This is a genomic window from Planococcus liqunii (genome assembly GCF_030413595.1).
In the GTDB taxonomy this organism is placed as follows: Bacteria; Bacillota; Bacilli; order Bacillales_A; family Planococcaceae; genus Planococcus; species Planococcus liqunii.
Genome location: NZ_CP129238.1, coordinates 198,625 through 223,051, shown reverse-complemented (window position 1 = coordinate 223,051; position 24,427 = coordinate 198,625). Strand labels below are relative to the sequence as shown.

The following is a 24,427-nucleotide window of genomic DNA, read 5'->3' as shown; positions in this document are numbered from 1 at the left end:
AACTAAATGATCGATTCTTATTTTAAATATGTAAATTCCTGTTAAGAGTTTGTAAAGCTATATTACATAAGAAAAAGGTTCCAGCCGTTTGGCTGGAACCTTTCAAACTGTAGACAAAGTCTAGATGAAATGTATAGCAATGCATAAAATCAACCGAACCGGCCACTTCGCTTTCCGTGGGCTCAGCTTCAGCCTCCTCGTCACTAACGTTCCTGCGGGGTCTTCAGCTTTCGTCGCTCCGTCGCGTTGCTCCTTCACTGCTCCCACAGGAGTCTCCGTGGCCGAACCGGTTGGGGCGTCTCTCTTTGATTCGCAACTGAATGATCATTCGATTGAAGCTTAAAAGACATCCCAAGGTGAAAAGTGACATCTCTAGATAGCCTTCATGTTAAGGATCCGAAGTGAAAGCCCGCGGAACGCGTCCGGCTGAAACGAAGGATCCTGGATTTTCTCTCCAAGCGGATATTTATTCAGTTATCATGCGTAAAAATTCTTTTGTCTACAAGCTCAAAGGTTCCAGCCGTTTGGCTGGAACCTTTTTCTTTCTTTATTCGCTTCTGCCGGCGTAGATCAAAATCGCATCCCGAAGGAACTTGGCTGCATTTGGATGCACTTTGTTGTAGTAAGCGGCAAAACGCTCATCGGCTACATACATCTCGGCAAGCCCCGCATGCGCTTCTTTGCTGTACATCGGCCATGTGAAGCTCAGCCATTGTCTGTGCAGGTCGGCTGTTTGTTGGGCAATGCCGCTTGCCGGATCTCCCGTTTCACAGGCTTCAGCCAATTTTTCCATGAGCGTGCTTTCGATGCTCATAAATTCTTCGTACTGCGCTTCGCTCATATTCAGCATTCTGGCATTTGAGCGATCGACCAAGTCGTCGCCGTATTTGGCACGCACTTCTTCGCCGTATTGCTGTTCGTTGTCATCCACGAGCTTTTGCTTGAACCCTTCAAACTTTTCCTTGTCAGTCATTTGGATTTCCCTTTCCGCTGCGGAAATGGTGTTTCCCACATTAGTGATCAAGAGATCGAGCTGGCGGCGTTTTTCCAGAAGCTGCTGCCGATGATTCTTTAAGGCTGCAGCCCCGTCAAAAGCTGGATCGTTGACAAGCTGCTTGATGCTGTCCAAATCGAGCCCGAGTTCCCGGTAAAAGAGGATTTGCTGCAGCTTGTCCACTTCCCGCCGGCCATAGATCCGGTATCCCGCTGAATTTTTTCGTGCCGGCTTTAAAATTCCGATTTCATCGTAATACCGCAAAGTCCTCGTGCTGACCCCTGCCAAGTTCCCCAGCTTTTGAATGGTGTATTCCATAAGCTCACCTCCTGATGCCTTCACTTTACACCTTAACGCAACGTCAAGGTCAAGCATGAAATCTAAGTTATTTGCTGTTCGGCAAACTCACTGTAAAGTTCATGGGACCCACTGAGTTCGAGATGGGTTCCGACTCCCGTAACTCGTCCTTTTTCAATAAACACAATTTTATCTGCATCGACAATCGTCGATAGGCGGTGAGCGATCACCAAGGTTGTACGCCCTTCCATCAAACGGCTTAATGCCTGTTGGACAATGCCTTCCGACTGGCTGTCGAGGCTCGCTGTCGCTTCATCCATCATGAGAATTTTTGGATCGCGGAGAAAAGCCCGTGCAATGGCTATCCGCTGGCGCTGGCCGCCGGACAATTTCACGCCGCGTTCCCCGACTTCCGTGTCCAGGCCGTCCGGAAAGCCCTGAATAAATTCTTCCGCATAAGCCATTCGTGCAACATGCCACAGCTCCTCGTCTGGAATCTGTTCGGCATCTGGTAAGCCATAGGTCAAGTTCGCACGGATTGTGCCGCCCATCATCGCGCTTTCCTGCGACACGTAGCCAATTTGGCTGCGCCAGGAAGTCATCGACAATTCGTTAATGGGGATGCCCCCAATGGTAATGATTCCGGCAGCCGGCTCATAAAAGCGCTCAATCAGACCAAAGACAGTCGTTTTCCCGCCTCCACTCGGCCCTGCAAAAGCAATCATTTCGCCGGGATTCGCTTCAAAGGAAACGTTCCGAAGAACAGGCTCCCCTTTGTCATAAGCAAAATCCACCTGCTCAATTCGCAGGGTTTTATTGGCGATGTCGATTTCACGGCCCTTTTGCCTTTCTTCAAGCGGCAAATCCAAAATGCCAATAATGCGCTCTGTGGCCCCTTTTGCTTTTTGCAGCTCCGTAAAAAACAGCGCAAAACTGGTCATCGGCATGACGATTTGGAACAGATACAAAAGAAATGCCACCAGTGACCCTGTTGACATCGTGCCTTCTGCCACACGGACGCCGCCGTAGCCAATAATCAGGACAATGACCGCCATGACCACCGTGTACATGAGCGGGGCGATCAAGGCGTATATTTTCGCTTCTTTCAAGCCGATCTTGAACAGCTTTTGAATGCCGCCCAAGCCACGGTCTTCTTCTGTTTTTTCAGCGGTTGAAGATTTCATCAAGCGAATCTCGCTCAGCGTCTGCTGCACATGACCTGTAAACACTGCGGTTTCATCCTGTAAGCTGCGGGAAATCTTGGCCATCCGGCGCCCAAGCGGAATCATGATGGCAATCGTGATTGGTACAGACAACAACATAATTAACGTCATTTTCCAATCGAGCACCAGCAAGATAATGACCGCTCCGATAATAGAGATGATGCCGGTGATGAACTGTGGAAAATGATCGGTAATCAAATTGCGGACAATTCCTGTGTCATTGACGACCCGGCTGACCGTTTCCCCGCTCGCCTGCTGATCAAAATACGGAACACGCAGCCGAATCAGATGGGTCCACATCCGGCTTCTCAAATTCGCCACGATTTTTTGGCCGACCATACTCAGTAAATAAATCGAAACTCCATTGATAACAGCCTGTAGGATAAAAGCAGCAACCAAGCCGCCGACCAGCCATGGACTGATAGCATCAATAGAAAATCCATCCACTAAATTTCTGGTCAACAGCGGAACCGCCAACCCTACTAATGTGGTGATCACGCTCGAGCCCAATCCGATAACCAGTGCCCACTTCGGAATCTTTAACGAAAGGAGAAGTGAAATAAATGTTTTGATGCTTGTCGTCGCTTGTGCTTTTTCCATCATTGAAAGCTCCATTCTAAAATTAAATTTCTGCTTTCTTTTCTTATTTACATGAATTTCGCGTAAATGCACGTATCCGTTAGATTCTTGCCGTCCACTGACAATTCATCATTATGTAAGACACCTTCGAGAACAAAGCCAAGGGTTTCAGGAATAGCGCGGCTTTTTACGTTTTCAGCATCGCACCTGATTTCCAGCCGTTTGCACCCGAATCCATCCAAAGCGAGTTCAGACAGCGCAGATACCGCTTCTGCCATATAGCCAAAGCCGCTCCAGCGCGTGTCGATCCAATAGCCAATTTCCATCTTCGGCACTTCCCATTCTATGCTATGAAAACCGCTCGAACCGATAAACTCGCCTGTCTCTTTGTTAAAAATAAGGTAACGCAGATTTTCATGCTTTAAGAAGTTGAGATGTGCTTCCACTGTATTGATTTCCGTTTCTTCAACCGAAGGCAGCTGCTGGGCAAAAGGCAGCCACGCTTTCAGTTCTTTGATGGAAGCCCGGATTGCTGCATTCACCGCTTTTCCGTCTCCCGGTTTCGGCATGCGGATCAATAAACGTTCAGTGCGGATTTCTTCGGGAATTTCAGGAACTGCTTTGTCCATGTTCATCATCCTTTTTGTCAAATTATGCTGCTGTTATTTTGCGGTCTTTCGGCAAGCCTAAACCGACAAGGCCGATAATCGGCAGAAACGAAACAACCACCATTGTTTCATAGACTCCGATGTAATCCATCAAAATGCCGATCACAACACCGCCAATTGCGCCCATGCCAAAAGCGAGTCCGACGGTCAGGCCGGACATCGTACCGATTTTGCTCGGAACCAGTTCCTGGGCATAGACGACGGTTACTGAGAAGCTCAGCATGATGAAAAAGCCGATCAACGCCAACAGAATGATCACGATAAACAGCGGCACATAAGGCAACGCAATCGCGAGTGGAATGGGAACGAGAATCGATAAGACAATCACATTTTTCCGGCCAATTTTGTCCGCCATCGGCCCACCGAAAAATGTGCCGGCTGCACCGACTGCTAAAAACAAGAAAATGTAAAGCTGTCCGGTTTGAATCGTCAGCCCATAGGTGTCCATCAAATGGAAAATGTAGAAACTGGTCATATTGGTGACGTAAAACGATCGGGCAAAAATGATGATTAACAATAGCGCCAAGGCTACGCCCACTTGCTTTTTCGTCAGGGCAGGCAGCGAAGACAGCAAGACTTTTTTGCCTTTCTGCAATTTCTCCTTGGCCAGCTGTTCCTTATACCAGAATGAGATCTTGGAAAGAATGAAGATGCCGAGAGCTGCGACAAATAAAAACAAAGCGGCACCGTGTTGCCCGAGCGGCACGAGAATGAAGGCGCTGATCAAAGGCGCCAGCGCCTGCCCCGAGTTTCCGCCCACTTGGTAAATAGACTGCGATAGGCCTCGTCTCGTGCCCGCTGCCATATATGAAACACGGGAGCCTTCCGGATGGAAAATCGCTGAACCGAATCCTAAGAACATCACCGATACAAGGATCATCCAATATTCCGGCGCAAACGCCAGGCCCGCCATGCCGATAAATGAACTGGTCATGCCAAGCGGCAAAGCGAATGGCATCGGTTTTCGGTCGCTGATAAAGCCTACTACCGGCTGCAGCAGCGAGGCCACGATATTCAACGCAAAGGCAATCATCCCAAGTTGAGTGAATGTTAAGCCGAGGTCTTTTTCCAGAATCGGAAACATTGCCGGAATGACCGCTTGCAAGGAATCATTCAGCAAATGGCAAGCGCCCATTGCAAACATGACTGGATAAACCGGATTCCCAACCAAAGGGGAACTTATTGCTTTCGTCATTAAATTTCCTCCTGTAAAAAGATATAATCAGATAATTCCATTATAGAACAGTTCACCGGCAATCGGCAGACAAAGACAAAAACACCTGCGGAAAAAATCCGTAGGTGTTTGAGGCAGTCTCCTGCAATCGCTTATTGCATTCTTTATGCGGCCCTTAAACCAATTCCACAAACAACACTTTCAAGTAATCGCCTTCTTTAAACTCTTTGCGTACACGGAAATCAGCAGGCAGCGTGTATTCCTCAACGATGCGGTATTTCTTGCCTTCTTCTTTGAACGCTTTTTCGATAAAGCCTTTAAATTTCTTCATGCCAAACGAAGCACTATTGGTGGAAGCGACAATCATGCCTTTTTGTTCCGTAATCGCAATGGCTTCTTTCATCAAGTTGGTATAGTCTTTTGCCGTACTGAATGTGTATTTCTTTGAACGCGCAAAACTCGGCGGGTCGAGAACGACCAAATCGAATTTCAATTCTTTCCGTTTTGCGTATTTGAAGTAATTGAAAACGTCCATGACAAGGATGTCTTGATGTTCGTAGTCGATGCCATTGACACTGAACTGTTCAATGGTTTTCGCAGAGCTGCGTTTCGCTAAATCGACGCTCGTCGTCTTCACCGCACCGCCGGCCGCTGCCGCCACTGAAAAAGCGCCTGTGTAAGAGAAGGTGTTCAAGACCGTTTTGCCTTTGGCGTATTTTTCCTTGATGGCATTCCGCACGTCCCGTTGGTCCAGGAAGATGCCCGTCATTGCCCCATCGTTCAAGTAAACCGCAAAATTCACACCGTTTTCTTTTACGATCAACGGGAACTCGCCGCGTTCGCCCGCTACAAAATCATCATCTTCAATGTACTGGCCTTTTGTATCAAAGCGTTTTTTCTGGTAGATGCCTTTTGCATCCACTACATTGCCAAGTGCTGCGATGATTTCATCTCTAAAGGTATATACCCCTTCGCTATACCAGTTCAGCAAATAAAATCCGGCATAATAATCAATCGTCAAACCGCCAAAGCCGTCTCCTTCTCCATTGAATACACGGAAAGCCGTCGTATCCGGATTGTTGAAAAAGCTTTTCCGCTGGTCAAGCGCCGCCGACAGCGTGCGTTCCATAAAGCCTTGGCTGATCGCTTCGTCTTTGTTGCGCGTCAATACCCAGCCATAGCCTTTGTTCTGCTTGCCGTAATACCCTTTTGCCAGAAACTTGCCCTGTTTATCCGCCAGGTTTACAATCGTCCCCTCTTGTGTCAGCTGGTCTGCATCTTCAAGGGCTTCTTTTGCGATCAATGGGAACCCCCGCTGGAATTCCGCTTTCGCTTTATCGGTCACCGTTAATGTAATTTCTTGTCTCATCATCACTCATCCTATCCGTTAAAACACATTTGTCTTCTCTCCAGTTTAATACAAACCGGACCTCATTCATACCATCGCCAAAAGGAACTTCAATGGATGCAGCTCCAACTAAAAAGCCTTGCAGGTTCGCAAGGCTTTTCAATCAGTTCTTAATCCATTCCCAAGCGGCTTCCATTTCGTCCATATCAAAATGCTTGGCTTGGACTCCCGGCAAATAACCGGCAAACTCTGCTATTGCCCCAAGTAAGCTTTTATCGCTGACCACCGCCAGTTTGTTATACTGGCTCCAGCGGTTCACATCAATTTTCACTTCTTCAAACATCGCTTTGGCGCTTGCCCCGTCAAAGTCATGAACCACCAAATATACATTGAAGCCTCCTTTTTCCCCAAACTTTTCCTGAGTGACTTTGTCGAACTTCTCCAAATCTTCTTGAGTAGCTTTTCCGTTAAACTCCATTGCAATTGTTTCGGTATCTTTGCTTGGTACAAATGCGAGCATCGTTTGGCCTCCTTTTAAAAGCTTGTTTTCTTTATTCCCTATTCCGAAAAAGCAAAACGGAGACTATTCAAGAATAACTGACGCAATATATTGCATTATGAATATTTCATTTTTCCACAAAATAGGGTATAATTATTCTATACTGCATGACATAGAAAGGATGAATCTGCAATGCCGATTCCAGTCAACCATGCTAAACCGATTCGTGTTACCGCGAAGGAAAGCGCATTCGAACAATTGCAACAATGGATTATAGATGGTACATTGCAGCCTGAAGAAAAACTAGTCGATACGGAGCTTGCTCAAGCCCTTAACCTAAGCAGAACCCCTGTCAGAGAAGCGTTGCAGCTACTGGAAGTCCAAGGATTTGTGGAAATGTTCCCAGGAAAAGCGACCCATGTGACGAAAGTGGATAAAGAAGACATCAAAATCCTCTTGCCGCCTCTTGCCGCTCTTCAATCACTTGCCGTCGAATTAGCTATTCCCAATTCAGACGAAGAGCTGATTGAACTATTGGAAGATACAAACCGCCGTTTTTCCGAAGCCATTGGAGCAGGCGATAATTTTTCAGCATTGAAAATTGATGAAGAATTCCATCAACACATTGTGACCGCTTCCCAAAATCCATATGTCGACAATATTTTAAATCGCCTGCAAGCCCATGTTAGAAGACTGTTCTTCCACCATTCTTTGATTTTGACGCAGTCTTCAGTAGATGAGCATATTGAAATCATCCAAACCTTTAAAGATAGAGATATTGAAAAAGCCACAAAGCTGATGAAGTCAAATTGGATCCGCACCATAGAGGAACTGACTGTAAATTGATTTCCGGTTTTGATTCCATTGAAAAAGCTGTCCCAAAGCAATTAGCTTTCGGGACAGCTTTTTATATGAGAAGCGGATCCGAAACCGGACCCGCCTGCCTTAACTTTATTAATATTCGTTTTGAGCGGTTTGAACACTTACGCTTTTTCTGCTGCGCGCAATTAATCCTGTAACTGCAATCACAACGACTGCCGGCAACAGCCAGCCAAGGCCGTCTGCATATAAAGGCAATACGGCTGCATAAAAATCAACAATCGCTTGCAGCCAGCCTGGATTTGCAACTCCGAGTGAACTCGTCAAAGTTTTCAAGCCATCGATAATCGCAATAAAGAATGTTACGGTGATTGCCGCAATATAAACCATCCGGTCATGTTTAAACAACGGAGAAGTGAAAGCCAGGATGATCAAGACAATCGCAAGCGGGTACAAGAACATTAATACCGGAATCGAATACGTAATGATATTCGCCAATCCTGCATTGGCCACAATGAACGAGAATACCGAAAAAATCACAACATAAGTTTTGTAGCTGATTTTTGGCGTCAGCTTATGGAAGAATTCTGCATTGGCTACGATTAAGCCAATTGCTGTTGTCAAACAAGCCAGGGTAATAATAACGGCCAATAGCAAAGTGCCGAACGTTCCAAAGTAATGGGAAGACGCTCCGCTCAATACGGGGCCGCCAGTATCCAACAGGCCAAGCGTGGCTGTGCTTGTCGCACCCAAATAAGCAATTCCTGTGTAGACAATCGCCAGTAAGGCTGCTGCGACAACTCCGCTTTTCAGCGTAGCAGCTAAAATGCCTTTGGACGAAGTAACGCCCAGTTTACGTACGGTCGCAATGACAATAATTCCGAACACTAAAGACGCCAAAGCATCCATTGTGTTATAGCCTTCAGTGAAGCCTTTCAAGAAAGCTCCGCTCGCATAAGCTTCCTGCGGCGCTTCCGTTGAACCCATCGGATTGAAAATGGCCGCTATCAATAGCACGCCTAACGTCACTAAAATTGCTGGAGACAAAAACTTCCCGATGCTGTCCACCATTTTTGAGGGGTTTAAGGAAAGCCAAAGTGAAATTCCAAAGAAAATAGCTGAGAAGACAATCAGGCCGATTGACATGTATTCCTGTCCGATAAACGGTGCAATCCCGACTTCATAAGAAACCGCACCGGTTCTTGGCAAGGCGAAGAACGGCCCAATGGTCAAATACAGCAAGGCTGTAAAGACTAACCCGAAAATCGGATGAACCCGGCTTGACAAGTCTTGCAGGTCATTGCTTTTCGAGTAGCCGATTGCTAAAATACCAAGCAATGGCAAGCCGACGCCTGTAATCAAAAATCCGGCAATCGCAATCCATACTTCTGAACCGGCATATTGGCCGAGCTGTGCTGGAAAGATTAAGTTCCCTGCTCCAAAAAATAATGCGAATAACATCATGCCGACGACCGCATAAGCTTTAAAAGATAATTTTGTATCCATTCTGTTTCCTCCTGGGTGCATATCACCGTGTATTTTCCTGTGGTACCATTAGACAATAATTTCAGTATAACGCTTAAAAAAGGTATGCAATATATCGCATAAAGTAATAATACAACATTTTTAAGAAATTGCAACGATTAATGTCTAATAATTTTAAAAAAGTCTGTCTATTTTGTTAATTCAATGGATGTCTTATGTTTTATCACCATAATTTAAACGCTTCAAACCTTACGGCACATAGGCTGAGGTAACATCTAGCAAATAAAAAAGCTTTGCCACATCGGCAAAGCTTTTTGGATTATTTTAATTGGGAAGGGTACAAAGTCATCCCGCCATCTACGAATAATGTGGTGCCGGTCACATAATCTGCTTCAGAAGATACAAGCCAGGCAGCCGCTGCTGCAATTTGCTCCGGATGGCCAATCTTTTTCATCGGTATTTTTTCAAGCGTTTTTTTCTTTTCTTCCGGGTCGGCTTCTTCTGCGGGATTAGCCGATGTGTTGATGGTGCCGGGTGCAATGGCATTAATCCGGATGCCTCGTTCTGCGTATTCAAGAGCCATCGTTTCCGTCAGCATCTTTAGCCCCGATTTCGTCACCGCGTAATGGGCGTTGTTCACTTTTGGAATTGTTTGATGGACACTCGTAATGTTGAGAATGCAGCCCGTTCCGCTATTTTCGAGCATGTGCCTGATTGCTTCACGGCTGGCGATGAAAGCGCCCGTCAAGTTGACGTCCAATACGCGCTGCCAGTTTTCCAAACTCAGTTCTTCCGATGGCTCACTTTTGCTGAAGCCGGCGTTGTTCACCAGCACATCGAGTTTTCCATACTGATCGATTGCTGCAGCCATGAGCTTTTGGATGCCTTCTTCTGTTGCCACATCCGCCTCGACTGCCACTGCATTGCCGCCGCTTGCTACAATACTTGCGACAGTATCTTCAGCACCTTCTTGATCTGTGTGGTAATCCACTACAACGTTCATCTGCTCTTTTCCGAAACGTTCGGCGATTCCTTTGCCAATTCCTTTTGAAGCACCGGTGACTATTGCCGTTTTTCCCGCTAAATCTTGATACATCCAACCACTCCTTGGCGATTTAAAGTCAATACCTTAGGGCCGCGACAGATTTGTTGATGGATAGGCTTTTCATATTGTAACCTTTGCTTTTCAAATAATGCTCTATGCCTCTTTTGGCAATATCAATGTTGTTCTTCGGACCGATGGTAATATGGCTGATGGGCAAGCGTTCTTCAAAGTCGACGGTGATGAATGGGATAATTACGCCGTTTTGTGCCCGAAAGCGTACCGCGGAATGCATAGCTCCGCTTGTATTCATATAAGCAATGCGGTATTCCTCTTCGCTTTTAAAAGCCGGGTCTTTAAAAAAGATGGCACATGTCGCAATGACGGATAAAAAATGGTTCGGCAATGCTTTTTTGATGTCGCCAGGTTCGTATTGAACCACCCGTTTGAATGTTTCAATCAAAAAATTCATCAAAATCAATTCCTGTTCTTGCCGATCGTACACGACCAAGCCATGCAGGACATCTGATTCGTCCGGGAAAGCGGATGCTTTTTGAAGCAGCTCTTCCGCATCAAAACCAAGGTTATACCCTTCACCTTTTGCGTAGTTGTACCAAAGAGCCAAAGAATCCGGCGAATAGGACAGCGAAAAAATATAAACTTCAAAACCGCTTTCTTCAATTCCTTCCAGGAAACGATTCATAGAGTCTTCCAATTCCGTTATAAACACTTGCCAAAGTTCCGTTTCCCTTTGGATTTCCATCTTTCCCATGACACTCCTCAGCACATTGGAAAAATAAATCAATTCACTCGAATCATTGAGAAAATTGCCTTTGCTCATCCACAAGTTGTTGGTTTCAATCATCCCCATTAAGCTTTGAAGGCTTGTGTAGTGATAAAGTGTTTGGCCGGATTCATGGGTTTTCCGGATTTGTTTGTCGACTTCATTCCGAAACTGCCATTCCAGTGTTTCCGCCAACCCGCCGCTCTTTGCCATAACAGCAGCTCCTTCCGTCTAAAATGAAACAGCTGATTGACTTTTTTATTCCCGATTGCCCATGATTCAAACAGCTTAAACCGATACGTTTGGCGTTGCATACTTTTCTTCGAACGGCTGCACAATGACAAAGCCTTCACCGGAAAATTCCATTTGAATCGATTCGCCGCTGCCTCTGCCAAGGAAGGTCCGGATACTGATGTCTGTCCGGAACTCCGGCGTTAAATTGCCGGACCAGGCGACTGTTGCTCCGGGATCAGTAATGACCGGTTCTCCCGGCTTAACAAGCAGCGTCAACGGTTCGTAATGGGAAGTGATGGCGACTTTTCCTTTCCCTTTTAATGTTACGTTGAACAAGCCGCCTGCCATCATGCCGGCCACTTTCCGCATCATTTTGATTTCCCACTCGATGCCCGGTTCGAAAGCGAGAAGGTCATTGCCGTTAACCGTAATCGATTCGCCATTCAACTCGAAAATATTGATTTTTTTGCCTTGGTCCGCCAAATACAGGCGCCCCTGTCCGGTAGCTTTCATCAGAGAAGCACCTTCCCCGGTCATCGCTTTTTTGAACATGACCCCCACGCCGTGTTCAAGCAGCCGTTCCCGCTCAAACTTAATCTGGCCGGTATAGGAAATCATGGAACCTGCCTTTGCCCATACCATCTCCAATAAGTTCACTTCCAAAATGCGCGGCGTTTCCAGCTCAAAATAATCGTTCTCCTGTTCATCTTGCTTTGTCTGTTGAATAAATTCATCAATTGTATAATTGCCCATTGTCCATTCTCCTTTCTTTATGCTATTCAATACGTTGTTCAAATAATGAAGTTTCACTCCAGACACCGTTACTCACGGGTCATCCGCACCGAATAAACATACAACATTTCTATTTTTAATCAGTTCCTTCTATATATATGCACAGCTCTCGCTTTTCATAAAATTTGCGGTAAAATAAATGACAGTGGAATAAATCTTGACCACATTCCACTCGTCCATTTTACAGGAAGGCGCGATGGCTGATGAAATTCCTTCTTACTTTTATTCAACTTGCCGTTTTGTTCGGCTTTTATTTGCTTGGTGAATGGCTGCGTACACTTTTCAACTTGCCGCTCCCCGGCAGCATTATCGGGTTTTTGCTCTTATTTTCCGCGCTTCTCCTAAAAATCTATCCGCTGAAATGGATCGATTCCGGCGCTCATTTCCTGTTGGCATTTTTATCGCTGTATTTTATTCCGGCGACAGTCGGCGTCATCGATTATGCCGATGTTTTTACCGGCAAAGGCGTTTGGCTTCTGGTCATTGCCATCTTTAGTACGCTTTTGACCATGTCGGTTTCTGCAGGGATCAGCCAGTGGACGGCTCGTACAGCACAGCAGAAGGAGGGCAAATGAACATGCACATTTTTCTGCTATCCCTTCTTTTTGCAGGACTGACCACCGTTCTCTATTTGTTTTTGAACAGCCAATACATAAAATACCGCTGGACCATCCTGAATCCTGTATTGACCACCACTGTGGCATTGGTAATGATTTTGCTCGTATTTGATGTTACGTATGAAACGTATATGCTCGGGGGCCAGTGGATCGGGGAATTGCTTGGGCCAGCGGTTGTGGCTTTGGCGGTGCCGCTCTACAAGCAGTGGGCACTGCTCAGAAAGAACTTGCTGCCTATTGCCATTGGTGTAACGGCAGGTTCGATTGCCGGCCTCCTCAGCGGCTCTTTGTTGACGAAGCTGTTCGGCTTTTCCACCGAAATGGTTTTGACGATGCTGCCGAAATCCATTACCACGCCAGTCGCCATGCAAATGGCGGAAGCTTTTGGCGGCATTCCTTCACTGGCGGCAGTCTATGTGATGGTTGCCGGCTTTACCGGAATCCTTGTCGGGCCATGGCTCTTGAAAACTCTGCGCATCGACTCTTCAATCGGCCGCGGCATCGGCCTTGGTTCTTCTGCCCACGGCCTTGGCACCGCAAAAGCTTTTGAATACGGCCCTGAAGAAGCGTCAATGAGTTCTGTGGCCATGACGTTAAGCGCGGTTGTTGGGTCTTTTTTAGGTCCTGTGATTGTATGGCTGTTCTTTTAATAGAGAACAGCTTTTTTCTACGGCCGCATCACACAGAAATCCTGCAGGGAGACTTCACATGGCTGCTTCCCTGCAGGATTTCTCATTTTTAATAATTCAATTGCCAGGATACGCCGAACCGATCCACCAGCCAGCCAAACTTTTTGCTGTGCGGGTATTCACCGAGCGGCATGAGAACACCGCCGCCTTCAGAAAGCTGGCCAAACAAACGGTCAATCTCTTCTTCGCTATCGCATGTAACAAAAAGAGAAATTGCCGGTGTAAACGTAAATTCATGATTGGCCACACTGTCAATGCACATCAAAGTTTGCCCCTTTAATGTAAATGTGGCCTGCATGACTGTCCCATCTTCGCTATGGACAATCGCCTCAATACGGGAATCTTCAAACAGACCCATATAGAAATTCATCGCTTCCTCTGCTTGCCCGGAAAACATTAAAAACGTGGTGATTTTGGGAAATGCTTTTTCCAATGTCTATACACTCCTTCTTTCAATTGCTGATATCCCTTCGGTTGAAGCCGGCAAAACCGGCGATCAGCAAAACGCCGGCAATAGCCGTCAAAATGGCCAATACCATCCAATTTTGTTCTTCAACCGGAAGCTGCGGGATATGGCCAAACGGCGTTGCTTTTTCTGTCCATTCAGGAAACTGAAACAGCGCTCCCAAATAAACAACTGTGAAAGAAAACACCAAATACAGCCAAACCACTCCAGTTGCTTTTGGCAGCCAGCCAATCAAAGCAACTGCCAAACCGGTTATCACCCAAGCTGCCGGCAGATAAACAATCGCCGCTTTATAAAACATCCCCACCGGCAGCCCTTCTTGCATCATTGCATTGCCTACGAGCCCAATTCCAAGACCTGCAAGCGACAGCATGATGAAACTGGTGAAAAGGGAAATTACTACATAACTACCCAATAACCGGTTTCTGGAAACGGCTCGGCTGAGGAAATGTTCCAGCCGGTTGTTCTTTTCCTCACCTTTCAGCCTTAAAACAGCCAATAAGACCGGAATGGTGCCAATGATCGCCATGACCGACATCAGCATCGGAATAAACTGTTCCGTCAAGGAACTTCCCGGCGCTGCGGCTAAGAACTCCTGCATGATTTCCACGTCTGCAAAAAAAGATTCCAAATCCCCCAGTACGGAACCGTACGAAGCGCCGATCAAAAAAAGGCCAAGTGCCCAGGCGATCAACCCGGTGCGCTGCAGGCGAACCGCCAGGCCAAGAGAACTTTGCAGGGCTGGTGAGGCATGCGCCTTACCGGTTCTGGCAGGCAAAAAGCCGGAACCCAAATCCCGGATGGAATTCAAATACAAAGCCAGAACCGCCAGCAAACATGCTGTTCCTATAGTGAACCACACCGGCCACCAAAAATTTTGGACGTATACTTCAGAACGCAGAACCCAGCCAAGCGGAGTCGTCCAAGACAAGGCTTCCATCCCGATATCCCCGATTGCCCGCAGCGCATAGCCAAGAAGCAGCACGATCACTGAAAGCCCGACGGTATTTCGCGAATTCTGCGAAAGCTGTGCAAATACGGCGGTAAGCGCTGCAAAAAACAAGCCGACCGCCCCTAATGCCGCTCCGTAAAGCAGCGAGCCTTCCAAATCCATGCTGCTGATTCCTAATGCATAAAGCCCAATGCCCGTCGTAACCGCTAAAAGAATATTGACAATGAACATGACCAGCAGCACCGATTGGAGAGTCGATAAACGCCCTACCGGCAGGGATCGGATCAATTCAATCCGGCCCTCTTCTTCGTCGCTCCGCGTATGGCGGGCAACGAGCAAGATGCTCATCAATCCCACAACGACAGCGGTCATTAACAGCATTTGATGGGCCATCATGGCTCCTTCCGTATAATTATCGAGCCCATAGCCAGGGCCGACCATCGCTGTCATCGCTGGATTTCTCATCGTTTCCGCTATTGCCTGCCGTTCGGCTGCATTTTGATACAAATCCGTAAACGCCACGGCCGTCACCATGGAAACAACTGCGAATGACAGCAGCCAAATCGGGATGCGCAAACGGTCGCGCCGCCATATAAAGCGCATCAATATGCCCGTTCCATTAAACAAGTTTTTGTTCATGGGAAGCCGCCTCCTGTATCTGCGTTGTGCCCCTTTCTTCATAATGGCGCATGAACAATTCCTCTAAAGTCGGCGGTGAACTTTCCAGCCGGACCACACCAAAGCCGCTGACATAGCGCATCACTTCGTCCATCTTTTCTGTGTCCACCTGGAATGAAACAGTCCCCTGATGTTCCCGAATTCCATGCACCCCTTTTACCTCGTGCAGCAAAGGCATCGGGCGCTTCGTTTCCACCGTTAAAATGCTTCCCGTCAAATGCCGCAATTCACGCAGCGTTCCCGTTTCAATAATCTTTCCCTGCCGGATAATCGCCACTTTGTCGCAAAGCTTTTCAACTTCCGAGAGAATATGGCTAGAAAGCAGAATGCTCTTGCCTTGCTGCTTGGCTTCCGCTACCCATTCCTGGAAGACACGTTCCATTAAAGGATCCAGCCCCGATGTCGGCTCATCAAGAATGTAAAGATCGGCTTCCATCGACAATGCCGCCACCAAAGCCACTTTTTGCCGGTTCCCTTTTGAATACGTCCGGCATTTTTTGGTCGGATCCAAGCCGAATCTCCGGACCAACTCTTCCCGCCGCGTTCGGCCATTTCCTCCGCGCAACTTCACAAACAGGTCAATGACTTCCCCGCCCGTCAAATTCGGCCATAAATTTACATCGCCAGGCACGTAAGCCACACGTTTGTGAATCTCTACAGCTTCTTCCCAGGCATCGAGCCCAAAAATTTCCGCTTTTCCGGAAGTGGCTTTTAAGATTCCAAGAAGAACGCGGATCGTCGTAGATTTCCCTGCACCGTTCGGCCCGATAAAGCCGTACACTTCTCCTTTTCCAACTTCAATATCCACTCCGTCCAATGCCGTAAAATTTCCGAAATCCTTCGTCAACGCGCTGGTTTTCAAAATGCTCATGCCCAATCCTCCTATTCCCTGTAAAAACTTTTCTTAAGAATATTCAGGTAGCCATAGAACTCTTCCCAATAAGGACCAAAATCAATGGATGACATCTTGCTTCCTTCAAGACGCTGCAGCAACTCATTCTGGTAGCCTTCGATTGACCAGCGAATCAATTGAAACGCTTTGTCTGCATCCAATTCTTTCCGGATCAGCGATTTATCTATGCCTTCATACATCAATGCCGCTGCCAAAGTATTCATTTCGGCATATTTTTTCTGTAAATGCGGTGGCATTTCTGCTTCTTTCGCCAATACAAAACTCCCCAAAAAATTAAAAACCTGCTCGTTTTCCAGCTGTGCCTTCATTTTTACTTGTGCAGCTTGCTTTAAGCGTTCGATAAAATCGGTTTCTGCTGAATTCACTTGTTTGAAGTACGCATGTACGACAATGTCCAAACTGTATTCAAACAAGTATTCATAAAGCTCTTTTTTGCTTTTAAAATAATAAAACAGCATCCCTTTGCCGATTCCCGCTTTTTTTACAATACGGTTTGTCGAAGCCTGCTGATATCCGTGTTCTGCAAATTCTTGAAGGGCCGCATCCAAGATTGTTTGTTTTTTCCTATCGTCGAGATTTATGAACTTTTCCATCTGCACCAACCTCTCCGTTCATTTAGACCCCTCTGGTCGACTACAGAATACACCCGCAGACCGCCTTGGTCAATCAGTTTTCAGATTTTTCTATTTTTAATTTTTCAGAATTAAACCTTTGCTCAGTTTGCCACTTAATGCTATGTTCAAATTGAAATAAATTATAGGAGGAATAATAATTGAAAAAGTTGTGGAGTAAAAAAAGCGGCTCGTTGTTCGCTGGAATATTGGCGTTAACTTTGTTGGCTGGCTGTGGAAACGGCAGTGACAATACGGCGGAAGAAAAACCGTCAGAATGGGATCGAATTCAGGAAGAAGGCTCCCTGACAGTCGCCACTTCCGGCACGTTGTTTCCTACTTCCTACCGTGAGGAAGGGTCGGACAAGCTGACAGGATTTGAAGTGGAAGTCGTGCGTGAGCTGGCTAAACGTTTGGAGCTGGAAGTTGAATTTACGGAACTGGGCTTTGACGAAATGTTGACGTCTGTGCAAACCGGCCAAGTTGATTTGGCCGCCAATGACATTGAAGTGACCGAAGATCGGAAAGAAAACTTCGCGTTTTCAACGCCGTTCAAGTACTCCTACGGCACCGCTATTGTGCGGAAAGACGATTTGTCCGGAATCAAGACGATGGAAGACTTAAAAGGCAAAAAAGCGGCAGGCGCATCCACTTCCGTTTATATGGAAACTGCACGTGAATACGGCGCAGAAGAAGTGGTTTATGACAACGCCACAAACGAAGTGTACCTGCGCGACGTGTCCATTGGACGCACTGATGTCATTTTGAACGACTATTATTTGCAGACGCTGGCACTGGCCGCTTTCCCTGAACTGAACATCACCATTCACCCGGACTTGAAATACAGCCCTTCTGAAGTGGGCGTAGTGATGAACAAAGACAATGGTGAACTGGTTGAGAACGTGAACCGTGTCATTGAAGAAATGATTGAAGACGGCACCATCGCCAAAATCTCCGGCGACTTCTTTAACGGTGCGGACGTGACACAAAAAGTGGATATTGAGGAATGAGAAAAAGCTGCCCATATACAGGGCAGCCTTGAGTTTGTAGACAAAAGAATTTTTACGCATGATAACTGAATAAATATCCGCTTAGAGAGAAAATCCCGGATCCTTCGTTTCAGCCGGACGCGTTCCGCGGGCTCGCGCCGAACTAACTCGGAACTAACGTCCCGAGTGGATTTCGGCACTTCACTATCCCGCTGGAGTCGCCGGCTTTCACTTCGGATCCTAAACGTGAAGCTATCGAAAGGTGTCGCTTTTCTTTTTTAACTAGATAGTTTGGCTTCAATCGGATCATCGTTCACTTTCGAATCAAAGAGAGCCACCTCAACCGGTCCGGCCACGGAGACTCCTGTGGGAGCAGTGAAGGAGCAACGCGACTGAGCGACGAAAGCTGAAGACCCCGCAGGAACGTTAGTGACGAGGAGGCTGAAGCTGAGCCCACGGAAAGCGAAGTGGCTGGTCCGGTTGATTTGATGCATCGCTATTCATTTAATCTAAACTTTGTCTACAGTCTGAAAGCTGCCCAAATACAGGGCAGCTTTTTCAATGATTTCTGTTTAATAAGTACGGCGTTCCATCAAACTGATGCCAATTCCTATGCACACCACGCCAAACAGCAGCAGAAATGAAATCGGTTCACTGAGTTCTGGCCAGCTGCGGTTGTATATCGCGACGCCTTTTAACGCATCAAGGCCATAAGTGATGGGCAAGACCTTAGAAATGGCCAGCAGCATCCCGTTGTTGACCAGTTCAATCGGCCAAAAAGCGCCGCCGATCATCGCCATGCCGGTTGCCATAACCGGGATAACCGCTTTCAACTGGGATGGACGGCTGAGCAAGCTGATAACGAGCAGCCCCAGTGCTACAATTGCAAAAGTGTAGCATGCAGCAATCAATAAAACCGCCCCGAACCGGTCGCCGATATCAAAACGAAAGATGTATTTGAATAATACAAAAATCAAGACGATCTGGAAATAGCCGATGGCAAAGCTATATGCGAGATGGCCCAAGTAAATCGCCCATTTCCCGACCGGCGACAAAACCAATCGGTTCCAGGTGCCTTGCTTTTTTTCTTCAACGATTTTCACTAAGCTGAACATGATGGTGTATACCGAGAAGAAAAGCGTCATCCCAAAAAGCATCTGCAATCGATTATCGTATTGAAATTTTTCTTTGCCACCCAAAGTGGACGTGACTACTTGGAGTGCCGGCTCTTTCATTACGTCCGCTGCTTGGGTCCGGATATCGCTGCCAGGAACTTGCTGTTCCACTTGCCCGAGCCGCATCTCCTCTTGGTACTTCCGGTCCAAAAATGCCTCTAGAGCAAAGCGGCTCACATCATCTGCTGCCAGCAAAATCCGGTAATCCCCGTCCATGAGGCAAAGCCCTAGCGGCGCATCACCGGCTGAAACCGCTTCGCGCACTTGTTTTTCCCCCATTAACCGGAACTCAAATTCTTCTGTTTCATTCAGCGAAGCCAGCCATTCTTCCGCTGCTGCTTCCCCAAGCGAATCATCTGCGTAAGTGAGGATCGGCGGGCGCTCCGCCGGGTTGTTGCCGGAGAGTAAAGCCACAAAGACAACAGTCATGACAAGAAACGATAAAATCATTGCGGGGGCCCGGCGAAATCTTTGCCATTGCAGTAAAAACACAGAGATCATCGTTAAGCCTCCCCCTTTTCAGGAAAAATCAGCAGGCTTAAAATGAGCAGCGCAATGGCCACCAGCAAAACATGGCTAAGCGGTTCCCACAGCAGGCCGATTTCCTGGGTCTGTGCCCAGATGAGAAACGCTTGTAAGGAAGCGCCATTCGGCGTCCAGCTCCCAAGCTGCTGAATAAAAACAGGCAAGTTGTCTGTTGGGGTAAAGCTTCCGCCAAGAAAAGCAAACATCGTGACCACGATGCCGGAAAAGACTGTTGTTATGGTGTCGTTATTAAAACGCATCATTAACGAAGTTAAGAAAGCCGCCAATGCCCCGACGCAACCGGCCAAACTGACAGCAATCAACAGCATGCCCGGCCAGAATGACAAATCCGTCAAATCGAATGCCTGGAAAATCAGTGAAGAAAAGAAAAATAAAATCAAAAACTGACATAATGCGATAACCGCGGCAGAAATCGCCTTTCCAGTTAAATAAACGAACGGATGATGGTTCGACAGCAAAATCCGTTGGAAGACAAATTGCTTTTTCTCCATATAGGCCATGGATGAGATGATGCCGCTAACAAATAAGGCAAACATCACCGCCATGCCAATCGTATAATATTGAAAGGAAGAAATTGGTTCTGCTGCTGAAATGCTTTCGACGCCACCGAATTGCGGCTGTGTTTCTTCCGCTCCCGCTTCTACACCTGTTCGGAAAATGGCGCTTTCAAAATTCAGTGACCGGACTACTTCATCCAAAACACCTTGGAAAACTTCCGCCTGAGTCGCTGCCTGATCCGAAATCACCAATTGAAGCTCGCTTCCGCTGCCCGCATCCAACAACATTTTTTGCAGCGCATGGAAAGTGAAATCCTCCGGTATGGTGAGGGTTGCCGCTATCTCTTCCTTTCCAAGCGCACGTTTCGCTGCTGCAGCATCCATTTCATGAACCTTCACCAAACTGCTGAGGCTTTCGCCTTTTAAAATCTCCTGCAGCAAAGCGGAAGGGCTCGTTTCTTCAGCCGCTTCCATCAACCGGCTCTTTTCGGCTGCAGGCATTCCCGACTTTTCAAGCTCTTCGGAAAATCGGATGAGCCCCTGCTGTTCATCATCTTCTTGGACAATCGCGACTTCCATCGATAATGCTTCTGAATTTCCGCTAAGCAATCCGCTCAAGGCAAACCCTAAAATCGCAATCAAAAGAAAAGGCATTGCCAGAAGTACAGCCAGTTCAGTCCGGTTGCGCACTAAAACCAGAATGTCTTTCTTCAAAAACGCATACATGGGCTCACCTCCTCAATCTCTCAGTTTCCGGCCGGTCAGATGGAGGAACACATCTTCCAAACTAGGCGTCTGGACGTTGATGTTTATGATTTGAACCCGGTGGCGTTCCGAAGCTTGAAAAATCCCACCCAGCACACGGCTTCCTTTTGGAAGAATCAATTTGATGCCTTGCTCTGTTTCAAATGCCTTCCTGACCCCTTCAAAAGATTGCAGTTCTTGAAAGAAGGCTTCATTCGGACGGTTCAATTCAATCCAAATCGTTTCTTCATTGGAAAGAATATTTTTCAATTCCTCTTTTGTGCCGCTGGCGATGATTTTCCCATGGTCCATGATGTAAACTCGGTCACAGAGGCGTTCTACTTCTTCCATGTAGTGGCTGGTGTACAATACCGTCAGCCCTTTTTCCCGATTGAGGCGGTGCACCATCTCCAGAATGTGGCTGCGCGACTGCGGATCGATTCCGACCGTCGGCTCATCCATGATAATGATTTCAGGTTCGTGCATCATAGCAGCAGCAATATTGATGCGCCGCTTCATGCCGCCGGAATAGGTTTTGACAACCTCTTTCTGGCGCTCCGCCAGTCCAACCAAGTCCAGGGATCGCTGAATGGCGGCTTCTAACGCTTTTCCGGAAAGGCCGTAAATTCTGCCAAAGAACTTCAAGTTTTCGTAAGCTGTCAATTCCGGATATAAAGCGATTTCCTGCGGCACTACGCCCAGAACCCGCCTCATCTCACTCGGATTTTGAATAACACTTTTTCCATTTAACCGCACATCTCCGGATGTTGGTTTCAATAAGGTTGAAATCATGGATATCGTTGTGGATTTCCCAGCTCCATTCGGGCCAAGCAATCCGACCGCCTCGCCCTTATCCAGGTACAGGTCAGCCCCTTCCACAGCGACTTTTCCTTTGAATACTTTTTTCAACTCTTCCGTTTCAAGCATGGCCTTCCACCTTCCGCTTTTCAGACCTTTCTCGCATCTCCGCTTTAGCTTCTTTGATGGTTTCTATACTACGGGATTGAAAACCGAATAGCATCTCTTTCGTTGTGCAAAATAATCGCTTCCGCTCCAATATTTTTGGTTTATTTTCAAAAAATTTCTTCCACCTTCTCTGTAAACCTTTCACCTCTTCCTATAAAACCTTATACTAAACGGAGTAGTTAGAATAATCTGATGATGAGGTGATCACATGCCCTATACATTTTCTCCTCTTGGCGAAGGGGCAATCGTCATTGAAGCCGGAACAGAAATCAATGAAGACACACAAAAAAGGGTCCAGGCCATTGCGGCTTTGCTCGAAGCGCAACCTCCGGCCTGGATGGTCGAATTCATCCCGGCGTTCACAACAGTAGCGGTTTTTTACAATCCGCTGGCTGCTTTGTATGAGTCCGTCAAATCCGATCTTGAAACATTGCTGCCGCATGCCGAAGAAACCGCATCTTCCCTTTCGCGTACAGTGGAAATCCCTGTCTGCTACGGCGGCGAGTTTGGTCCGGACCTCGACTTTGTGGCCGAACACAATGGATTGACACCGGAACAAGTAATCGATATCCACACTTCCGGCATTTATTCCGTTTCCATGATCGGTTTTGCTCCCGGTTTTCCGTTCATCAGCGGCATGTCTGAGAAAATCGCAGCGCCGCGGCGTGAGTCTCCGAGGCTGCGTATTCCCGAACGAACCGTTGGCATTGCCGGCAAACAGACAGGCGTCTATCCCATTGAAACACCTGGCGGCTGGCAGTTGATTGGCCGCACACCGATCCGGCTATTTCGCCCCGAACAAGAAATTCCAAGCTTGCTGCGGGCTGGCGACAAAATTGTCTTTCGGCGAATATCGGAAAAAGAGTACGACGCATGGAAGGAGGAAGAGCATGCTGAAAATTATTAAAAGCGGCCTCCAGACCACCGTGCAGGACCTGGGCCGCTTTGGTTTTCAAAAATATGGCGTCATTGCAAGCGGCGCCATGGACCCTTTTGCGCACCGAATAGCAAATTTGCTGGTCGGCAACGGAGAAAATGCTGCCACACTTGAAATGACGATGACGGGACCTACCATCCAGTTTCAGCAAGATGCGTTCATTTCGCTTTGTGGTGGAGACTTGTCTCCCCAAATCGATGGAACCGATCTAAAAATGTGGCGGCCAGCCTTTGTCAAAGAAGGAAGTGTCCTGAAATTCGGCGCCCCCCGTTCAGGATGCCGAGCCTATTTAGCAGTTGCAGGAGGAATAGACGTTCCAGACCTGATGAACAGCAAATCCACTTACTTGCGCGCTGGAATCGGTGGTTTCCACGGACGGGCACTGCAAGCGGGCGACATCGTCCCGGTCAACCTTATTTCGCCTCAGCTTGCCGCTTCTTTGCTTCACGCCACGGGCAATGGAGTGGAATGGAAAACTGCTGCTCCCCGTTATTCCAGTGAACCGGTTGTCCGGATGATGAAAGGCCGCCAGTTTGAATTGTTTAGCCGTGACAGCCAGAGCCATATTTTCAGTGAGGCTTTTGCGGTTTCTTCTCATTCCGACCGCATGGGCTACCGGTTAGAAGGAACAAGGCTCTCACTCGAAGAACCAAAAGAACTGATTTCAGAAGCGGTGTCCTTCGGATCGATTCAAGTGCCTTCTGACGGAAATCCCATTATCCTTTTGGCAGACCGCCAGACTACCGGCGGCTACCCGAAGATTGGCCAAGTGGCGGCTGTCGATTTGCCGCTTGTCAGCCAGTTAAAGCCCGGTGAAAGGATCCGCTTCAAAGAAATTTCTGTAGCAGAAGCACAACAGCTTTATCTGGATCAAGAAACGCAAATCCGCCAATTAAAAGTTGGCATCAATTTAAAAAGGGAGGCAGGAAAATGACGTTTAAAGTGGATTTGAATTGTGATATGGGGGAAAGTTTCGGAGCTTATCAATTAGGAAACGACGCAGAAATTCTTGATTTTGTAACTTCCGCTAACATTGCCTGCGGCTTTCACGCCGGAGACCCGGCAACGATGCGGAAAACGGTGGCCTTGGCGCTTGAGAAAAATGTAGGGATCGGCGCCCACCCAGGCCTTCAGGATTTGGTCGGTTTCGGCCGCCGCAATATGGCGATTTCACCTCAGGAAGCCTATGACCTGACAGTCTATCAGATCGGGGCTTTGTCCGGCTTTGTACAGGCCGAAGGCGGCCGCTTGCAGCATGTCAAAGCACATGGCGCCCTCTATAACATGGCTGCAAAAGATGCCGCTTTGTCTGAAGCAATTGCCGAAGCGGTGTATAAAGTTAATCCTGAACTGATCCTATTCGGCTTGTCCGGCAGCGAATTGATGAAAGCCGGAGAGAAAATCGGGCTGCGCACAGCCAATGAAGTTTTTTCGGACCGAACCTACCAGCAAGACGGCACATTGACGCCGCGCACGCAGTCCAATGCCCTTATTACCGACCCAGATACAGCAATCAGCCAAGTCATCCGCATGGTGCAGGAAAACAAAGTGCACACCGTACAAAACGAGGACATTGCGATTAAAGCCGAAACCATCTGCATACACGGCGACGGCGTAACAGCATTGGAATTTGCAGCAGCCATTTCCAAATCACTAAAAGAAGCGAAAATTGAGATCGCAAAAGTGGAGGAATTTATGTAAAACAATGA

24 protein-coding genes are annotated in these 24,427 nt (G+C 47.4%); 7 read left to right on the top strand and 17 right to left on the bottom strand.

Translation table 11 applies throughout. The features are described 5' to 3' along the window. Nucleotides 1-547 precede the first annotated feature (547 nt). From QWY22_RS01190 to QWY22_RS01165, 6 genes are all read right to left on the bottom strand, one after another. Nucleotides 548-1,312 (bottom strand): MerR family transcriptional regulator, encoded by a 765-nt coding sequence (locus tag QWY22_RS01190; RefSeq protein ID WP_300982557.1) that lies wholly within the window; start codon nt 1,310-1,312, stop codon nt 548-550. A gap of 62 nt (nt 1,313-1,374) precedes the next feature. Beyond that, nucleotides 1,375-3,114, bottom strand: coding sequence for an ABC transporter ATP-binding protein (locus QWY22_RS01185; protein ID WP_300982556.1), 1,740 nt, complete (start codon nt 3,112-3,114; stop codon nt 1,375-1,377). Nucleotides 3,115-3,161: 47 nt separating this feature from the next. Continuing rightward, complete coding sequence (locus tag QWY22_RS01180) at nt 3,162-3,722, bottom strand: GNAT family N-acetyltransferase (protein ID WP_300982555.1); 561 nt, start codon at nt 3,720-3,722, stop codon at nt 3,162-3,164. Nucleotides 3,723-3,744: 22 nt separating this feature from the next. Further along, a complete protein-coding gene (locus QWY22_RS01175) occupies nt 3,745-4,956 on the bottom strand; it encodes an MFS transporter (protein ID WP_300982554.1) in 1,212 nt (403 codons plus the stop codon). A 154-nt stretch (nt 4,957-5,110) separates the two neighbouring features. After that, on the bottom strand, nt 5,111-6,304 hold the full coding sequence (locus QWY22_RS01170; RefSeq protein WP_300982553.1) for a class I SAM-dependent rRNA methyltransferase: 1,194 nt from the start codon (nt 6,302-6,304) through the stop codon (nt 5,111-5,113). 142 nt (nt 6,305-6,446) lie between these two features. Further along, on the bottom strand, nt 6,447-6,803 hold the full coding sequence (locus tag QWY22_RS01165) for a SpoIIAA family protein (protein WP_300982552.1): 357 nt from the start codon (nt 6,801-6,803) through the stop codon (nt 6,447-6,449). Nucleotides 6,804-6,974: 171 nt separating this feature from the next. On the opposite strand from QWY22_RS01165, the gene QWY22_RS01160 reads away from it, so the two are divergent. After that, complete coding sequence (locus QWY22_RS01160) at nt 6,975-7,628, top strand: GntR family transcriptional regulator (protein ID WP_300982551.1); 654 nt, start codon at nt 6,975-6,977, stop codon at nt 7,626-7,628. Between the two features lie 108 nt (nt 7,629-7,736). Here QWY22_RS01160 and brnQ read toward each other — a convergent pair whose 3' ends face one another. The 4 genes from brnQ to QWY22_RS01140 form a co-directional block, all read right to left on the bottom strand. Further along, nucleotides 7,737-9,107 carry a branched-chain amino acid transport system II carrier protein gene (gene brnQ / locus QWY22_RS01155; protein WP_300982550.1) on the bottom strand — a complete coding sequence of 457 codons (1,371 nt, stop codon included), beginning with the start codon at nt 9,105-9,107 and terminating at the stop codon, nt 7,737-7,739. A gap of 298 nt (nt 9,108-9,405) precedes the next feature. Further along, entirely contained in the window at nt 9,406-10,182 is a 777-nt protein-coding gene (locus QWY22_RS01150) for a glucose 1-dehydrogenase (protein WP_300982549.1), read from the bottom strand. A gap of 25 nt (nt 10,183-10,207) precedes the next feature. Further along, nucleotides 10,208-11,125 carry a DUF2971 domain-containing protein gene (locus QWY22_RS01145; protein ID WP_300982548.1) on the bottom strand — a complete coding sequence of 306 codons (918 nt, stop codon included), beginning with the start codon at nt 11,123-11,125 and terminating at the stop codon, nt 10,208-10,210. Between the two features lie 75 nt (nt 11,126-11,200). Continuing rightward, a complete protein-coding gene (locus tag QWY22_RS01140; protein ID WP_300982547.1) occupies nt 11,201-11,899 on the bottom strand; it encodes an AIM24 family protein in 699 nt (232 codons plus the stop codon). A gap of 242 nt (nt 11,900-12,141) precedes the next feature. Between QWY22_RS01140 and QWY22_RS01135 the strand changes: the two genes are divergently transcribed. Together QWY22_RS01135 and QWY22_RS01130 are read left to right on the top strand one after the other, a co-directional pair. Continuing rightward, on the top strand, nt 12,142-12,513 hold the full coding sequence (locus QWY22_RS01135) for a CidA/LrgA family protein (protein WP_300982546.1): 372 nt from the start codon (nt 12,142-12,144) through the stop codon (nt 12,511-12,513). Nucleotides 12,514-12,515: 2 nt separating this feature from the next. After that, nucleotides 12,516-13,205, top strand: coding sequence for an LrgB family protein (locus QWY22_RS01130; RefSeq protein ID WP_300984302.1), 690 nt, complete (start codon nt 12,516-12,518; stop codon nt 13,203-13,205). Between the two features lie 88 nt (nt 13,206-13,293). Here the strand turns inward: QWY22_RS01130 and QWY22_RS01125 are convergent, their stop codons facing one another. The 4 genes from QWY22_RS01125 to QWY22_RS01110 are packed head-to-tail and all read right to left on the bottom strand — an operon-like array spanning nt 13,294 to nt 16,846. Then, on the bottom strand, nt 13,294-13,677 hold the full coding sequence (locus QWY22_RS01125; protein WP_300982545.1) for a VOC family protein: 384 nt from the start codon (nt 13,675-13,677) through the stop codon (nt 13,294-13,296). Nucleotides 13,678-13,696: 19 nt separating this feature from the next. After that, nucleotides 13,697-15,301 (bottom strand): ABC transporter permease, encoded by a 1,605-nt coding sequence (locus QWY22_RS01120; protein ID WP_300982544.1) that lies wholly within the window; start codon nt 15,299-15,301, stop codon nt 13,697-13,699. Then, nucleotides 15,282-16,211, bottom strand: coding sequence for an ABC transporter ATP-binding protein (locus tag QWY22_RS01115; protein WP_300982543.1), 930 nt, complete (start codon nt 16,209-16,211; stop codon nt 15,282-15,284). Before QWY22_RS01115 ends, QWY22_RS01120 begins: the two co-directional genes overlap by 20 nt. A gap of 11 nt (nt 16,212-16,222) precedes the next feature. Further along, nucleotides 16,223-16,846 (bottom strand): TetR/AcrR family transcriptional regulator, encoded by a 624-nt coding sequence (locus tag QWY22_RS01110; RefSeq protein ID WP_300982542.1) that lies wholly within the window; start codon nt 16,844-16,846, stop codon nt 16,223-16,225. A 179-nt stretch (nt 16,847-17,025) separates the two neighbouring features. On the opposite strand from QWY22_RS01110, the gene QWY22_RS01105 reads away from it, so the two are divergent. Next, nucleotides 17,026-17,874, top strand: a complete 849-nt coding sequence (locus tag QWY22_RS01105; protein ID WP_300982541.1) for a transporter substrate-binding domain-containing protein — start codon at nt 17,026-17,028, stop codon at nt 17,872-17,874. Between the two features lie 551 nt (nt 17,875-18,425). On the opposite strand, the gene QWY22_RS01100 is transcribed toward QWY22_RS01105, so the two are convergent. From QWY22_RS01100 to QWY22_RS01090, 3 genes are read right to left on the bottom strand one after another with little or no spacing between them, the layout of a single operon-like run. Continuing rightward, complete coding sequence (locus QWY22_RS01100; protein ID WP_300982540.1) at nt 18,426-19,529, bottom strand: ABC transporter permease; 1,104 nt, start codon at nt 19,527-19,529, stop codon at nt 18,426-18,428. Between the two features lie 2 nt (nt 19,530-19,531). After that, complete coding sequence (locus QWY22_RS01095; protein ID WP_300982539.1) at nt 19,532-20,797, bottom strand: ABC transporter permease; 1,266 nt, start codon at nt 20,795-20,797, stop codon at nt 19,532-19,534. Between the two features lie 12 nt (nt 20,798-20,809). Further along, nucleotides 20,810-21,742, bottom strand: a complete 933-nt coding sequence (locus QWY22_RS01090; protein ID WP_300982538.1) for an ABC transporter ATP-binding protein — start codon at nt 21,740-21,742, stop codon at nt 20,810-20,812. A gap of 247 nt (nt 21,743-21,989) precedes the next feature. On the opposite strand from QWY22_RS01090, the gene pxpB reads away from it, so the two are divergent. The 3 genes from pxpB to QWY22_RS01075 are packed head-to-tail and all read left to right on the top strand — an operon-like array spanning nt 21,990 to nt 24,419. After that, entirely contained in the window at nt 21,990-22,688 is a 699-nt protein-coding gene (gene pxpB, locus QWY22_RS01085; RefSeq protein WP_300982537.1) for a 5-oxoprolinase subunit PxpB, read from the top strand. Next, nucleotides 22,672-23,652, top strand: coding sequence for a 5-oxoprolinase subunit C family protein (locus QWY22_RS01080; protein ID WP_300982536.1), 981 nt, complete (start codon nt 22,672-22,674; stop codon nt 23,650-23,652). The genes pxpB and QWY22_RS01080 overlap by 17 nt, the downstream gene beginning before the upstream one ends. After that, nucleotides 23,649-24,419, top strand: a complete 771-nt coding sequence (locus QWY22_RS01075; protein ID WP_300982535.1) for a LamB/YcsF family protein — start codon at nt 23,649-23,651, stop codon at nt 24,417-24,419. Before QWY22_RS01080 ends, QWY22_RS01075 begins: the two co-directional genes overlap by 4 nt. Nucleotides 24,420-24,427 lie beyond the last annotated feature (8 nt).